Source organism: Bacillus sp. FJAT-27445, from assembly GCF_001510665.1.
In the GTDB taxonomy this organism is placed as follows: domain Bacteria; phylum Bacillota; class Bacilli; order Bacillales; family Cytobacillaceae; genus Bacillus_D.
Genome location: NZ_LMTI01000002.1, coordinates 84,253 through 98,319, shown reverse-complemented (window position 1 = coordinate 98,319; position 14,067 = coordinate 84,253). Strand labels below are relative to the sequence as shown.

Annotated in this window: 16 protein-coding genes; 15 read left to right on the top strand and 1 reads right to left on the bottom strand. The window is 45.0% G+C overall.

All coding sequences use genetic code 11. The features are described 5' to 3' along the window. Nucleotides 1-82 precede the first annotated feature (82 nt). From hisC to AR337_RS05040, 13 genes are all read left to right on the top strand, one after another. The gene (gene hisC, locus AR337_RS05100) at nucleotides 83-1,186 is read left to right on the top strand and encodes a histidinol-phosphate transaminase (RefSeq protein ID WP_059170956.1); all 1,104 of its coding nucleotides are present in this window, start codon (nucleotides 83-85) and stop codon (nucleotides 1,184-1,186) included. 12 nt (nucleotides 1,187-1,198) lie between these two features. Next, nucleotides 1,199-2,305: a prephenate dehydrogenase gene (locus tag AR337_RS05095; RefSeq protein WP_059170955.1), complete on the top strand. Its 1,107-nt coding sequence runs from the start codon at nucleotides 1,199-1,201 to the stop codon at nucleotides 2,303-2,305. Nucleotides 2,306-2,326: 21 nt separating this feature from the next. Beyond that, complete coding sequence (gene aroA / locus AR337_RS05090; protein WP_059170954.1) at nucleotides 2,327-3,613, top strand: 3-phosphoshikimate 1-carboxyvinyltransferase; 1,287 nt, start codon at nucleotides 2,327-2,329, stop codon at nucleotides 3,611-3,613. Between the two features lie 151 nt (nucleotides 3,614-3,764). Then, on the top strand, nucleotides 3,765-4,658 hold the full coding sequence (locus AR337_RS05085) for a hypothetical protein (protein WP_059170953.1): 894 nt from the start codon (nucleotides 3,765-3,767) through the stop codon (nucleotides 4,656-4,658). A gap of 28 nt (nucleotides 4,659-4,686) precedes the next feature. Further along, on the top strand, nucleotides 4,687-5,949 hold the full coding sequence (locus tag AR337_RS05080) for a tetratricopeptide repeat protein (RefSeq protein ID WP_059170952.1): 1,263 nt from the start codon (nucleotides 4,687-4,689) through the stop codon (nucleotides 5,947-5,949). Nucleotides 5,950-5,979: 30 nt separating this feature from the next. After that, entirely contained in the window at nucleotides 5,980-6,546 is a 567-nt protein-coding gene (locus AR337_RS05075) for a ReoY family proteolytic degradation factor (protein WP_059170951.1), read from the top strand. Between the two features lie 108 nt (nucleotides 6,547-6,654). Next, nucleotides 6,655-7,113 (top strand): YpiF family protein, encoded by a 459-nt coding sequence (locus AR337_RS05070; RefSeq protein ID WP_059170950.1) that lies wholly within the window; start codon nucleotides 6,655-6,657, stop codon nucleotides 7,111-7,113. A gap of 147 nt (nucleotides 7,114-7,260) precedes the next feature. Next, a complete protein-coding gene (locus tag AR337_RS05065) occupies nucleotides 7,261-7,764 on the top strand; it encodes a ubiquinol-cytochrome c reductase iron-sulfur subunit (RefSeq protein WP_059170949.1) in 504 nt (167 codons plus the stop codon). A gap of 16 nt (nucleotides 7,765-7,780) precedes the next feature. Beyond that, on the top strand, nucleotides 7,781-8,455 hold the full coding sequence (qcrB, locus tag AR337_RS05060; protein ID WP_059170948.1) for a menaquinol-cytochrome c reductase cytochrome b subunit: 675 nt from the start codon (nucleotides 7,781-7,783) through the stop codon (nucleotides 8,453-8,455). 75 nt (nucleotides 8,456-8,530) lie between these two features. Beyond that, nucleotides 8,531-9,298, top strand: coding sequence for a menaquinol-cytochrome c reductase cytochrome b/c subunit (locus AR337_RS05055; protein ID WP_059170947.1), 768 nt, complete (start codon nucleotides 8,531-8,533; stop codon nucleotides 9,296-9,298). Nucleotides 9,299-9,396: 98 nt separating this feature from the next. Then, nucleotides 9,397-9,987 carry a DUF1405 domain-containing protein gene (locus tag AR337_RS05050; RefSeq protein ID WP_059171549.1) on the top strand — a complete coding sequence of 197 codons (591 nt, stop codon included), beginning with the start codon at nucleotides 9,397-9,399 and terminating at the stop codon, nucleotides 9,985-9,987. A gap of 114 nt (nucleotides 9,988-10,101) precedes the next feature. Further along, complete coding sequence (ypjB, locus tag AR337_RS05045; RefSeq protein ID WP_059170946.1) at nucleotides 10,102-10,896, top strand: sporulation protein YpjB; 795 nt, start codon at nucleotides 10,102-10,104, stop codon at nucleotides 10,894-10,896. 61 nt (nucleotides 10,897-10,957) lie between these two features. Further along, nucleotides 10,958-11,632, top strand: coding sequence for a zinc metallopeptidase (locus tag AR337_RS05040; protein WP_082686858.1), 675 nt, complete (start codon nucleotides 10,958-10,960; stop codon nucleotides 11,630-11,632). A gap of 72 nt (nucleotides 11,633-11,704) precedes the next feature. Here the strand turns inward: AR337_RS05040 and AR337_RS05035 are convergent, their stop codons facing one another. Beyond that, the gene (locus AR337_RS05035) at nucleotides 11,705-12,577 is read right to left on the bottom strand and encodes a YitT family protein (protein WP_059170944.1); all 873 of its coding nucleotides are present in this window, start codon (nucleotides 12,575-12,577) and stop codon (nucleotides 11,705-11,707) included. Nucleotides 12,578-12,912: 335 nt separating this feature from the next. On the opposite strand from AR337_RS05035, the gene AR337_RS05030 reads away from it, so the two are divergent. Together AR337_RS05030 and dapB are read left to right on the top strand one after the other, a co-directional pair. Further along, nucleotides 12,913-13,239: a nucleotide pyrophosphohydrolase gene (locus AR337_RS05030; protein ID WP_059170943.1), complete on the top strand. Its 327-nt coding sequence runs from the start codon at nucleotides 12,913-12,915 to the stop codon at nucleotides 13,237-13,239. A 20-nt stretch (nucleotides 13,240-13,259) separates the two neighbouring features. Further along, on the top strand, nucleotides 13,260-14,060 hold the full coding sequence (dapB, locus tag AR337_RS05025; RefSeq protein WP_059170942.1) for a 4-hydroxy-tetrahydrodipicolinate reductase: 801 nt from the start codon (nucleotides 13,260-13,262) through the stop codon (nucleotides 14,058-14,060). Nucleotides 14,061-14,067 lie beyond the last annotated feature (7 nt).

Sequence of the window (14,067 nt, the reverse complement as noted above, 5' to 3'; positions counted from 1 at the left end):
TTGCCTATGGTAGAATGAAAAGAAAAAAACACATACTTTAAAGCGTTGAAGCAGCGAAGTATAGCAACGAGGTGCTCAAAAAATGCGCTGGAAAAAGCAATTGTTAACCTTATCACCCTATCAGCCAGGCAAATCCATTGAATCAGTTAAAAAGCAATACGGTTTGGAATCAATCGTGAAACTTGCATCAAATGAAAACCCATACGGATGCTCCAGAAAGGCCCAGGAAGTTTTAAGTGCCTATGAGGATAGCCTTGCCATCTATCCGGATGGCCACGCAGGCGAATTGAGGGAAACCCTCTCAAACATGCTTGACATCACTTCTGACCGGCTCATTTTTGGGAATGGTTCAGATGAACTGATCCGTATCATTTCAAGGGCCCTGCTATACCCTGGGGCCAATACAGTCATGGCTTCTCCGACCTTTCCGCAATATCGACATAACGCCATCCTTGAAGGTGCGGAAGTACGGGAGATACCTCTAATTGACGGACAGCACGATTTGGCCGGCATGCTTAAGGCGGTAGACGAAAATACGAACGTAATCTGGGTTTGCAGCCCGAATAATCCCACCGGCACCTATATTCCGGAGAACGAATTAATTTCGTTTTTGGAAAACGTTCCTGCAGATACGCTTGTCGTAATCGACGAAGCCTATTACGAATATGTTGTTGCTGAAGATTTCCATAACTCGCTAACACTTATAGATAGGTTTTCCAACGTGATTGCTTTAAGGACGTTTTCAAAAATTTACGGCCTTGCAAGCCTAAGGGTCGGCTATGGAATGGCCAATCCTTCCATCATCAGGGCTCTTGAGCCGGCAAGGGAACCATTCAACAGCAACACCCTCGCCCAGCAGGCGGCAAAGGCAGCGATCGAAGACCAGGATTTCGTCGTCCAATGCCGGGAGGAAAACAGGAAAGGCCTGGAGATGTTTTACCGTTTCTGTGAAAAGTGGAATCTCCCTTTCTATCCATCCCAGGGAAACTTTATATTAATTGACTTTCGCACGGAAGCGAACCATGTTTTCCAGTCCATGCTTGAACGTGGCTTTATTGTCAGGTCAGGAGCGCTGCTCGGTTTCCCGCAGTGTGTAAGAGTAACCGTCGGGTCGGAAAGCCAAGTTTCTGCCCTTTTGAATGAATTCGAAGCATTCCTCGAAAAAGAATGCAATGCGATCGTATAGGGGAGTGTCAGAGTGAAGGGCAACGTTTTTATTATTGGATTAGGATTGATTGGCGGGTCTTTGGCGCTTTGCATTAAAAAGGCCCATAAAGAAGCAAAAGTAACTGGCTACGACATTAGAGAGCGGCAGGCTGAGCTTGCAAAAATGCTAGGCGCGATTGATGAGGTTGCTGGAACAATTAAGGCAGGCGCTGCAGATGCAGATTTAATCATCATTTCAGCACCAGTTAGGGAAACGGCAAGAATCCTAACTGAACTGGAGACGTGCCAGTTAAAAGACTCGGTCATCATCTCCGATACCGGGAGCACAAAAAAAGAAATAGCCCGCCTGGCCGCCCCATTAAAAAGAAAAGGCATTTCCTTTGTTGGAGGGCATCCAATGGCAGGCTCACATAAAAGCGGAATAACCGCCGCAAAGGATATTCTTTTCGAAAACGCATTTTACATATTGGCTCCCTCAGATAGCGAGAACGAGGAAAGTGTTGCAATACTTAAAGAGTGGCTGAAAGGCACTAAGGCTAGATTCATGGAGCTAAGCCCTGATGAACATGATTACCTCGCCGGAGTAATCAGTCATTTTCCCCATATAATTGCCGCGTCCATTGTCCATCAAACCAAAAGCTTATCGGGAAAATATGAACTTTTGCCAAGGCTTGCCGCTGGCGGTTTCAGGGATATTACCCGGATTGCATCCAGCAGCCCTGAAATGTGGCGCGATATACTGCTCCATAATAGAGAAGTCCTCCTTGAGTTGCTGGATTTGTGGAGAGGGGAAATGGACCGGGTAAGTTCCTTGCTGCTCGAATCTGATGAGGTGGCCCTGGCTTCCTATTTTTCGGAGGCTAAAAGTTTCCGTGATAGGCTCCCAGTAAAAGAGAAAGGGGCTATTCCGGCATTTTATGATTTATATGTCGATATCCCGGATTATCCAGGGGTCGTTTCGGAAATTACCGGCTATTTGGCAGAAGAGCAAATCAGTATCACGAATATAAGGATAATTGAAACGAGAGAAGAAATTTACGGAGCTCTGGCGATTAGTTTCCAGACATCCCTCGATCGCGACAGGGCAGAGAAATGCATTCAGTCATGTACTTCTTTTCCGACCTCATATGAACTTTAATGTAACCCGGAGGTGCCAAAATTGAAATCAATAACAGTAACTCCCGCCGGAGCGGGCCTTTCCGGAGAAATCAGCATTCCTGGGGATAAATCGATTTCCCATCGAGCCGTCATGTTCGGAGCCATTTCGGAAGGTACAACGGTTGCAAGCAACTTCCTTCCGGGAAATGACTGCCTCAGCACTGTTTCTTGCTTTCGGAATCTGGGCGTAAAAATTGAAACAACTGGAACAAATGTGAAAATAATGGGAGCCGGGCTCGATGGACTACAGGAATACAGTGGCCTGCTTGATGTAGGTAACTCTGGTACCACCATCAGGCTGATGATGGGGCTATTATCCGGAAGGCCGTTTGTTTCCAGGCTGACTGGCGATGAATCCATTGCCAAGCGCCCGATGAACAGGGTGGCCGACCCGTTGAAGGAAATGGGAGCCAACATTGACGGCAGGGAGAACGGCAAGTTCATCCCGATAACGATTAGCAGCGGAACCCTGAAAGGGATTTCCTACAAACTTCCCGTTGCCAGTGCACAGGTCAAATCCGCCATCCTCCTGGCAGGACTCCAGGCTGAAGGTGAAACTTTCATAACAGAGTTAGCATCAACAAGAGACCATACAGAAAGAATGATTCGCCTTTTTGGCGGAAAGATTGAAACATCTGGAAAATCTATTACCGTCCTGGGAGGGCAAAAGCTTCATGCCGCAGAAATAAATGTTCCAGGCGATATTTCTTCGGCAGCCTTTTTCCTTGCAGCAGGATCACTCGTTCCAGGAAGTGAAATAATCCTAAAGAATGTTGGCCTAAATTGGACCCGTACGGGCATTCTGGATGTTCTCGAGAAAATGGGAGCCGATATTTCCATTGTTCGTTCATCAGGCGATACGTTTGAGCCTTCGGGTGATATCTTGGTGAGGCATTCACGCCTGAAAGGGACAACCATTGGCGGAGATCTAATTCCAAGGCTTATCGATGAACTGCCAATCATTGCCCTTCTTGCCTCACAGGCTGAAGGCGAAACAATCATTAAGGATGCGGCCGAGCTTAAAGTGAAGGAAACGGACAGGATTGAAACAGTCGCAACCGAACTCCGCAAGCTTGGAGCGAAAATCGAGACAACATCAGATGGCATGGTTATTACCGGAGGAACAGCCCTCGGTGGCGGAACGGTAACTAGCCATGGCGACCACAGAATAGGAATGATGCTCGCCATTGCTGCGCTAATTTGCAAAACTGAAATTGAACTTCTTGACACCGAAGCAATTGCAGTTTCCTATCCTGATTTTTTCCTCCATCTCGATAGCCTTCAATAAGGCTTGCCTAGTTATTTGGGGCATATAGGAAAAACGGCGCCGGTATCATGCACGGCGCCTTTTCTTTATTAGCAAATTCAAAACCCACACCAGGAGCATATTTTTCTTCTTTCAGCATAGCTTGTCTTAAGACTTGCTAAAGGGTGATAATATGCCTTACATTATTGAGAATGCCACTATATTAAGGGAAACCCGCCTAAACTGCCAATCAATTTTGACAGACGGCAAAGTGGTTTCAGTTGTCCGTGAGAATATACCTCCTTATTCTTACACGAAAATGACGATTGAACCATTTTTAATGACCCCAACCTATACCATTCTGGACGGGACGCTTCCGAAAATTCCGGCAGATGAAATAACCAGGGAAATTGAAGCTAGGTATTTAAAAAAAGGATGCACAACCGTCCTGACCTTTGCGGAAGTGGAGCATGAAAGGGATCTTCATGCAAGGGTTTTAGAGGTTGAAGAAAGGTTATCAGGATTGCCGGCTGATTATGCTATCGGGATTAAAATTCCATTGAAAACCTTGAATCCTTCCTTGTTGAGGGAATGCAAAAAAAGAAAACTTCCTGGAGTTTTTGTTGAACTTGATTCTATAACCCGGCTCGATAGCATACCGTGGGGAAGGATTCGCGAAGCGCTGTTCCCATATAACTGTCCGCTTATCCCGTATATTCCTTATCGAGAGGAAGGGGTGAGGAAACAGCTCTTGGCTAAGTGGAAAAAAATAATGGTGCAGGAAAGAATACCATCTATTCAGGCGGAGCTTGAGGAGTTCACCCCTCTTTCTTCCTATGTATTAAATAAGCTTGGCATGTATCCATGGAGGTCAAGCCTTATGCATAATGCCGAATTAAGCTATAATCTATATAAGAAAGAGGGAATTGGCATTGCGGATGAAAAATCCATATTCCTTTTCAATAGCGATAACTTGCTCCTGACCGTCCAAAGAGGAAATATTATCCGTGTAGGGGACAAGACTGATTTTGCGAAAGGGAATGGGGAATATATTAAGGTCAAAACCCACTCCTTCTTTGCGATATAAAAATTCACGTGTTCGGAGCGGAGAAAATATGGATAAAACAGAGAAAATTATTAGTTTGCTTGAAAATGGCCAACATAAGGAAGCCATCGAAGAATATAATGAAGTATTAAAAAGCGGGCTGCCTGAAGAAAAATTCTTGCTTGCGGAAAAACTTCTCCAGTATGGTTTTCTGCAGGAAGCCATTTCCCTGTTTGAAAACCTCCTATTGTTTTATCCAGGAGAGGGAGAAATAATTGTTCTTCTCGCCGAGGCATATATCGATAATGATGAGGAAGAAAAGGCGATATTGCTGCTTGAAGAAATTGAGCCGGATGACCCATCCTACGGGGAAGCCCTTTTATTGCTGGCCGATTTATACCAATTGCAGGGTTTATTCGAAGTGAGCGAAAGGAAGCTCAGGCTTGCAAAAGACACTTTACCAGATGAACCTGTCGTGGATTTCGCACTTGCTGAATTGTATAGTTCAACTGGGGAAATGAGAAAAGCAGCTGAATTGTATTTGGAAGTATTGAAAGTACAGGAAGAAATAGCCGGAATTAATATCCACCAAAGACTGGCGGATTGTTTGAGCGCCTCAGGTGCATTTGAGGAAGCAATGCCGCATTATGAAAAGGCGCTTCAAAGCAAGATTGAAATCAATACACTGTTTGGCTGCGCGTTCACCGCACTCCAAGCAGGCTATAACCGGACTGCTATCGAGAGGTTCGAGGAATTAAAACTTCTTGATCCAGACTTCCACTCCCTATATCTTTACCTCGCCGGGGCTTACGAAAAGGAAGAAGAGCTTGAGAAGGCGTTGGAAGCGGTAAAGGATGGGATCACCCAAGATGAATTTAATAAGGACCTTTATTTTTTTGGCGGAAAGGCTGCTCTAAAATTAGGCAGGCAAGAGGATGCCGAGCAATTTTTAAGAGAGGCACTCGCATTGGACCCCGGCTTTACCGAGGCTGCTTTAACTCTCGATAAGCTGCTAATTCACCAGGAACGTTTTGCAGATGTTATTGAGCTGATGGAAGCTATTAATATCGATGAGCATGCGGAACCACAGTTCCACTGGGATGCAGCTATTGCCTTCGCTCATTTGGAAAAATACGGGAAAGCTGCGGAAAATTATGATAAAGCATACCTTTATTTTAAAAATAATGATAATTTTTTGAATGATTATGGATATTTTTTAATTGAAGAAGGAAAAACCGCCAAGGCTGCCGAAATTTTTAAAGAGTTAGTAAGGCGGGATCCTGTAAATGAGGAATATGCAGATCTGGTTGAACGCCTGTCTCAGAATTTGTAAAGTTTAAACTCGCAGAGGAGGGAAACGATCATGGCAACCCCTGTATCTGTCAACGAGAAAAAGGACTTTATCAGATGGTTTTTGAACCATTACCAATTAAAGAGAAGAGAGTGCGTGTGGATCCTGAATTATCTAATGAGCCATGACCAGTTGATGGAGAAGGTGCATTTCGTCGAACAGGCCCAATATTGCCCAAGGGGGCTAATCATGTCCGCCCATTGCACCGACAAAGTCCCGTTCCGTTTTTATAAGGAAAATATCATGACGACAGATGCGGAAAAGTCCTTCCACGATATACGGTTGAACAGGGAGGAGGAAATTTACATTCAGCTGAATTTCAACGCATCGAATAAAGTCCATCAATATGCGGCGGTCCTCGAGGATAATCCCTATGTGCCAAGACATTTACAGGTCAATGAGAAAGACCGGGCCGATGCCGAGCAATTCCTGCGGCACAGCATTCAGCGATTTAACCAAGAAAAACTGCTCCTCCTGATTGATGAGGCACTCGACAAACAGGACAAGGAAGCCTTCCTTGCTTTTACGGAGCAGCTGAATAGGCTGAAAAAAAGTCAGAAAAATGAGAGCCTGCTATAAGCGGGTTTTTCTTTTGTTAATTAAGAAATATAAAATAGAACCTAATTGAGAAGCGTCGGCAATGATATGATTGAATCAATAGAAAAGATTACGAGGAGAATAAAAAGAATGAAATGGTCTGCAGTGGATATTAAATCCTATATCGAGGCAAAAGAATATGTGGATACAGCTATTATTCCATTAGTGGGAATCGAATTCGGAGAGGGGCTCCCTGGGTCGGCATCGGCGGCAGAATACATCGGGATCCTTGCGACACAGCTGGAAAGACAATTTACCGGCAGACTGTTGCTGCTACCGCCATTTACATATCTGAAGGAGGAAATGGTGGAAGCCTCTGCCCGACTAAACATTTGGGAAGAACGGCTTACTGCTGAGGGAATCCGGCATATCTTCCTCCTCACATCGGCTCAGGAATGGCGGACTGTGGAGGAAAACCTTAAAGGCTCCTTAATCTGGCTTCCAGCGCTGCCATTGGCAAGCATCGATGAGCAGCAAAAAGTGCTTTTAGTTAATGATCAGGTCAAACAGCTCATGCAGTTGTTTACTGCCAAATGGCGGTCCGAATGATGCCGCTTTCAAAGATTGCTGGTATTAAAAGTTCACAAAATAGTATTATATTGACCTTGCCATAAGATTGATATATCATGATAATGTCCTAGTTAATATATGTTAATTGTCCGATGGACTTAACTTTTGAACAGAGGGGGGAGAACCATGAGTAAGCATCGAGTTTCAAGAAGGCAGTTCCTTAGTTATACATTGACAGGCGTGGGTGGATTTATGGCCGCTGGCATGCTGATGCCGATGGTCCGTTTTGCCATTGATCCTGTCCTAAGGGCTGACGAGGCAGGCGATTTCATTCCGACATCGCAAAAAATGGCGGACATTACAAGCGAACCTGTCCGGGTGGATTTCACATTTAAGCAAAAAGATGCCTGGTATGAATCTGAAGTGACGCACACTGCTTGGGTGTATAAGGATGACGACGGCAAAATTGTCGCTCTTTCACCTGTATGTAAGCACCTTGGATGCACTGTTGGCTGGAATAATAGTGAAAAGCATCCAAATGAATTCTTTTGTCCATGCCATGATGGGCGTTATTACAAGAGCGGTATAAACGTTCCAAACACTCCGCCAATGGCGCCGCTTGATGTATATCCATATAAGGAAGTAGACGGCTATCTTTATTTAGGAAAGGCAAAGCCTAGAAAAGCCTAGAAAGGAGGCGTAATCAATGTTAAACAAGATTTACGATTGGGTAGATGAACGTTTGGATATTACGCCCCTGTGGCGCGATATTGCAGACCATGAAGTGCCCGAACACGTTAACCCCGCCCATCATTTTTCTGCATTTGTTTACTGTTTTGGCGGATTGACGTTCTTTGTTACAGTCATTCAGATCCTGTCAGGAATGTTCCTGACCATGTATTATGTGCCGGATATTAAGAATGCCTGGCAATCAGTCTATTACCTGCAAAACGAGGTTGCTTTCGGGCAAATCGTCCGCGGCATGCACCACTGGGGTGCGAGCCTTGTCATTGTCATGATGTTCCTACATACGTTGCGCGTATTTTTCCAGGGCGCATACAAAAAACCACGTGAATTGAACTGGATTGTCGGCGTGCTTATTTTCTTTGTCATGCTGGGTCTTGGCCTTACAGGCTACCTGCTTCCTTGGGATATGAAAGCACTTTTCGCGACTAAGGTAACGCTTCAAATTGTTGAAGCTACCCCACTTATCGGCCCTCAACTAAAAGCGCTGATGGCGGGCCATCAAGAAATCGTAGGTGCACAGACTATCTCGCGGTTCTTTGCAATCCATGTGTTCTTCCTGCCTGGCGCATTGCTGGGACTGATGGGAGCCCACTTCATAATGATCCGAAAACAGGGCATCTCGGGACCGCTATAAGAGTCGGGTGGAATTTCTTGAAATAGACAGGGCTGCTGTCCTGTTCAATGCTACAAAAGAGGAGGGGATTGTTCGATGCATCGCGGTAAAGGTATGAAGTTCGTTGGCGATTCACGTGTCTTGGCGCCATCCGAGCGAAAACCTATGATTCCTAAAGATTACTCTGAATACCCCGGAAAAACCGAAGCTTTCTGGCCGAACTTCCTTTTGAAGGAATGGCTTGTCGGAGCCGTTTTCCTGGTTGGTTTTTTAAGTTTGACAGTGGCGCACGAACCGCCGCTTGAAAGAATTGCCGATCCAACAGACGCGGGCTATCTCCCGCTCCCTGACTGGTATTTCCTGTTTTTATACCAGCTGCTGAAATATTCCTATGCAGCCGGGCCATATACAGTCATTGGTGCAATGGTCATTCCTGGCCTCGCATTCGGCGCCCTTTTGCTCGCGCCATTTCTCGACCGCGGGCCGGAACGCAGGCCATCAAAACGCCCGGCCGCCACTGCATTCATGCTTTTGGGTATAGCAAGCGTTTTCTTCCTGACTTATCAGTCTGTAGCGACCCATGACTGGGATGCAGCCAAGAGGCAGGGGCAAATTATCCAGGGAATTGACAAGGATGTTGATGGATACAAAATCTATGAAGCTCAAGGTTGTATTAGCTGCCATGGCGGCGAGCTACAAGGAACGGCTATGGGACCAAAGCTGGTCGACGAGGAGTTCCCAGCTGACCACGTCGCGGAAGTTGCCGTAAAGGGTTTCAAGAATATGCCTGCGGGGATCTTTAAAGGCACCGATGAGGAGCTTAAGAAACTTTCTGAATACATTTCTACCCTGAAAAGCGAGTAGATTGAAAAAGCTGGTGATGGAAACTCACCAGCTTTTTCTTTTCTTCCTTTTGTGATAGGATCATTTATACATAAACTGTAAAGGCGGCAATTTTTGTGATCAAACAGATTTATCCTTTTCTGGCTTACAGGCCCTTCCTATGGCTCTTGTTAATAGTCAATATTGCCGGTACTGCATACGGATATTACTGGTATGGCGGCCAACTAAATGAAACACCTCCTGTTTTTCTTCCCTTTGTACCAGACAGCCCAACGGCCAGCCTGTTTTTCGTGTTCGTCTTAATTGCGTTTCTCCTTAAAAGGAATTGGCCATTGCTGGAGGCGTTGGCACTTGTAACGTTATTCAAGTACGGGATATGGGCGGTAGCCATGAATTTGTTCGTTTGGGCTGTTACAGGGGAGTTGAGCTGGATTGGCTGGATGCTAGTAGGCTCGCATTTTGCCATGGCAGTCCAGGGTTTGCTTTACGCACCGTTTTACCGGGTAAAGTGGTGGCATCTTACCGTAACTGCAGTTTGGACGCTACATAATGACGTAATTGATTATGTGTTTTTTATGCTGCCAAGATATGAAGTCCTTAACATTTATGTACAAGAAATAGGTTACTTTACATTCTGGCTTTCTATCGTTTCCATCTTCCTTGCCTGGTATGTTTGCCTTAGGCCGGGACGTATTGAACTAAAACTCTAACCCTGATTGTTAAGGCTAAAATCAAAGATGGAATTTATACACCCACCCCTTGGACAAGTTCTAGACTTGTCCTTTTTTTCATACATTCTAGTAGTATGAGAGGAGTGGCAATGTATGAGGCTAAAAATCTTTCTTATTGTCCTATTTTTATTATCTTTCCCGGTCCAGGTTTTGGCGGATGGCCGGCCTGCAGCTATAGAACAACTCGATACACTTTCGGACGACGCCTTCCAAATGGTCAAGGATCAGCGCTATGAGGATGCCGAGAAACTATTGAATTACTTTTCAGAGCAATTGCGAAGCATGAGTGGTGGACGTTTCCCTTTTTCAGTTGATGAAGCAAGAATCGTATCAATGTCAAGAGATGAAGCAATGGAGGCGGTTGCAAGCCCTTCAATGGAGTACAATGAACGGCTAAACAAGGTAACCCGCTTCAGGCTTGTGATGGATGCTCTCGCCTCTTCCCATGAACCATTGTGGGCTGAGATGGAAGATCAAGTAATGGGGTCGTTCCTGCTTGCGAAAAAGGCTGCCCTTGAAGGAAAATCCATGGAATTTCACGTAAATTTGAATTCTTTCCTATCGTTATACGATTTGATATATCCAAGCATGAAAATTAATGTTGGGGCAGATTCTATACAAAGGCTGAATGCGAGGGTTGATTTCCTTTCCTCAATTAACCCAGTAACGCCTGCAAGTAAGGAGGAAAAAGTTGAACTGAATGAGTTGGAGGCAAGCCTGCAGGACATTTTTGAAGGGGTAGAGGAGGATGAGGCAGACCCTTCGCTTTGGTGGGTAATCATATCGACAGGAAGCATCATTATTCTGACACTTTCCTATGTGGGCTGGAAAAAATATAAAGCCGACAGGGAAATAGCGAAAAAACGGTCCATTAAGCTAAAAGATTGACATTCACTCCTTGTCCAAATAAAATTTTAAATAACAACAAGAAAACTGTAGGAGGCAAATGATGTTTATCCTTTATATTGGACTAATTATCTTAATCCCGCTTTGGGCACAAATGAGGGTTAAGGGAGCATTCAATAAATACTCGAAAATTGAGTCTTCTTCCAGAAAAACAGGCGCTGAAGTGGCGAGGGAAATTCTTCAGTCAAATGGAATATACGATGTTCGGATTGAAGAGGGCAGGGGCTTTCTTAGCGACCATTACGATCCAAGGGCTAAGGCCATTCGGCTTTCCCCTGATATCTATCATGGACACTCTCTTGCCGCAACGGCTGTTGCAGCCCATGAGGTTGGGCACGCCATCCAGGATGATCAGGCTTATGCGTTCTTGCGGTTCAGGCATGCACTCGTTCCAGTCGCAAACATCGGCAGCAATTTTGCCTGGGTTTTGATTTTGATTGGAATTCTAGCGAATTTGCAAGGGATGCTCCTTGTCGGAATCGCCTTCATGGCGGCGGCTGTCCTGTTCCAGGTTGTTACCCTGCCAGTCGAATTCAATGCTTCTTCAAGGGCAATGGACCAGGTAATTTCGCTCGGAATCATCCGTAATGAAGAAGAGAGAAATACGAAAAAAGTTTTGGATGCAGCAGCATTGACCTATGTTGCAGCAGCGGCGGTAGCCGTACTCGAGCTTGTAAGGCTCGTTCTTATCTATACTGGAATGAATAGAAGCGAATAACAAAGAGCGGGCCATAATTAATGGCTCCGCTCTTTTCTTTTTGCTTAGATGATTTTTGTTTTCGCCCATTCTCTATATCTCAAAAGGGTTTTTGTTCGAATCAAGTGTAAAGCCTTCACCGAGTACATCATGGACTGCCGTCACGGAGACAAAAGCGTGCGGGTCAACGGAAGTAATTGCGTTTTTCAACCTGATAATTTCATTTTTCGGTACAACGCAATACAAAACTTCCCGTTCGTTTTTTGTAAAATAACCGTAGCCTTTTAAAACGGTCACCCCACGGTCGAGCTCGCTCAAGATTTTTTCGGCTATTTCCTTGTTTTTTTCTGAAATAATCATCGCACCCCTGGCCGAATAGGCTCCCTCGGCCATTACATCGATGACTCTTGCGCCGACAAAGACTGCAACAAGCGTATACATTGCTTCTCTGTAATTTAAATAAGTCAGCCAAGAAGCGAGAATGACAATCGCATCGAACAAAAACATCGTTCTTCCCATGCTGATACCCCAGTATTTCTGTGCAACCCTGGCGATAATGTCAACCCCGCCCGATGTACCTCCAAATCTGAAAATAATTCCTAGGCCGACTCCAATGCAGACGCCTGCGAACAATGCCGCAAGAAGGAGGTCGTCTTTTAGGGGCATATCAAGAGGCACCTTTTGGAATATCCATAAAAACACAGAAACTCCGACAGTACCGATAACGGTATAGTAGAAGGATTTTCGGCCAAGCAGCTTCCAGCCCATAAAAAAGAGGGGAATGTTTATCAGGAGATTCGTATAAGCGGGATTGAATTTAAAAAGAAAGTAAAGAAGGAGGGTAATCCCTGTCACTCCGCCTTCAGCAAGCTTATTCTGGATATTGAAATTTACAATTCCAAACGACATGATTGCAGTGCCGAGCAGAATCAATAAAATATTTTTTACTTTTAGGCCATATATCATAATTTGCTGCCTCCCTTGCCATAATTTGCCCTGTCAAAGCGGATTTAATTATAGCGAATAAAACAGATAAGAGCAATTGCGGTCAAAATCAAACATGTGCAATAATATTGTAAATGGAAAATAATTTAGCTAACATGAAAGCTATAGCCATCAGCAACTTTTCCTAAACATAATTTATATCCCACGCGGGCAGTAAGACCCACCTAAAAAACAAGGGTTAGCAAGAAAAGAGGCGGGGTTCAACCCTCTTAAGGGTCGGATTGGGTCAAATTAATCAGTTGGGGATGAAACCTCCACTGATGAAAGTTATACTTTATTACATACGGGGTGTTATCATGAAGGATGCCAAGACGGTAAGCCAGCTTCAAAAAGAGGTGGACGAGCACATAGGGCAATTCAAGGAAGGCTATTTCAGCCCTCTGGCAATGACGGCAAGGCTCACCGAAGAACTTGGTGAACTTGCCAGGGAGATTAACCATTATTATGGTGAAAAACCAAAAAAGAAGACAGAAAAGGAAAAAACAGTTGAGGAAGAAATCGGTGATGTTCTGTTTGTTCTTATCTGCCTAGCCAATTCCCTGAATATCGACCTTCAACAGGCGCATGACATGGTGATGGAGAAATTCAGGACAAGGGATAAAGATCGCTGGACAAAAAAATAACAGATAATGGAGTGGTGGGCATGGAAAAAATAAGAGTGGTTATTGCCGGGCCCCGTGGCAGAATGGGATCCGAAGCGGTTAAGTTAGCTGCCGAAACTCCCGGATTTGAGCTTGTGGCAGTCCTGGACAGGAAGAACGGCGGCAGTAAATTAGGTGAAATCGGCCACTTCCCTATAACCGAAGTGCCTGTTTTTTCGAATATTGAGGAATGCCTTCAAAAAGTAAAAGCTGATGTCCTTATTGATTTGACCGTTCCCGAAGCGGGAATGCACCATGCAAGGACGGCTTTAACCTATAATGTTAGGCCTGTAATTGGGACGACCGGATTCAGCCCTGAAGACCTGAAAGAACTTGAAGAGCTTGCCAGTGAAAAGGGCCTGGGGTGCATCATTGCTCCGAATTTCGCCATTGGTGCAATCCTTATGATGAAGTTCGCAAAAATGGCTGCAAAATATTTTTCAGATGTGGAAATTATTGAAATGCACCATGACAGGAAGCTGGATGCTCCTTCTGGCACCGCTATAAAGACCGCCCAAATGATCTCCGAAGAACGGGCGACGAAAAAACAGGGCCATCCGGACGAAAAAGAAACAATTCCTGGAGCAAGGGGCGCCGAAAAGGATGGAATGCGAATCCATTCCGTACGCCTGCCAGGCCTGATTGCCCATCAGGAAGTCTTGTTCGGTTCAGAAGGGCAGACACTCATGATCCGCCATGACTCTTACACAAGGGCCTCATTTATGTCGGGTGTAAAAACCGCTGTTGAAACTGTTATGAAAATTGATTCATTCGTATACGGCCTTGAAAATATTATGGAATAGGTGAAGT

Bases quoted from the DNA above. Each gene is read 5' to 3' on its own strand.
- hisC (WP_059170956.1), top strand. From the start codon at position 83: ATGCGCTGGAAAAAGCAATTGTTAACCTTATCACCCTATCAGCCAGGC.
- AR337_RS05085 (WP_059170953.1), top strand. From the start codon at position 3,765: ATGCCTTACATTATTGAGAATGCCACTATATTAAGGGAAACCCGCCTA.
- AR337_RS05080 (WP_059170952.1), top strand. From the start codon at position 4,687: ATGGATAAAACAGAGAAAATTATTAGTTTGCTTGAAAATGGCCAACAT.
- AR337_RS05075 (WP_059170951.1), top strand. From the start codon at position 5,980: ATGGCAACCCCTGTATCTGTCAACGAGAAAAAGGACTTTATCAGATGG.
- AR337_RS05070 (WP_059170950.1), top strand. From the start codon at position 6,655: ATGAAATGGTCTGCAGTGGATATTAAATCCTATATCGAGGCAAAAGAA.
- AR337_RS05065 (WP_059170949.1), top strand. From the start codon at position 7,261: ATGAGTAAGCATCGAGTTTCAAGAAGGCAGTTCCTTAGTTATACATTG.
- qcrB (WP_059170948.1), top strand. From the start codon at position 7,781: ATGTTAAACAAGATTTACGATTGGGTAGATGAACGTTTGGATATTACG.
- AR337_RS05055 (WP_059170947.1), top strand. From the start codon at position 8,531: ATGCATCGCGGTAAAGGTATGAAGTTCGTTGGCGATTCACGTGTCTTG.
- ypjB (WP_059170946.1), top strand. From the start codon at position 10,102: ATGAGGCTAAAAATCTTTCTTATTGTCCTATTTTTATTATCTTTCCCG.
- AR337_RS05040 (WP_082686858.1), top strand. From the start codon at position 10,958: ATGTTTATCCTTTATATTGGACTAATTATCTTAATCCCGCTTTGGGCA.
- AR337_RS05035 (WP_059170944.1), bottom strand. From the start codon at position 12,577: ATGATATATGGCCTAAAAGTAAAAAATATTTTATTGATTCTGCTCGGC.
- AR337_RS05030 (WP_059170943.1), top strand. From the start codon at position 12,913: ATGAAGGATGCCAAGACGGTAAGCCAGCTTCAAAAAGAGGTGGACGAG.
- dapB (WP_059170942.1), top strand. From the start codon at position 13,260: ATGGAAAAAATAAGAGTGGTTATTGCCGGGCCCCGTGGCAGAATGGGA.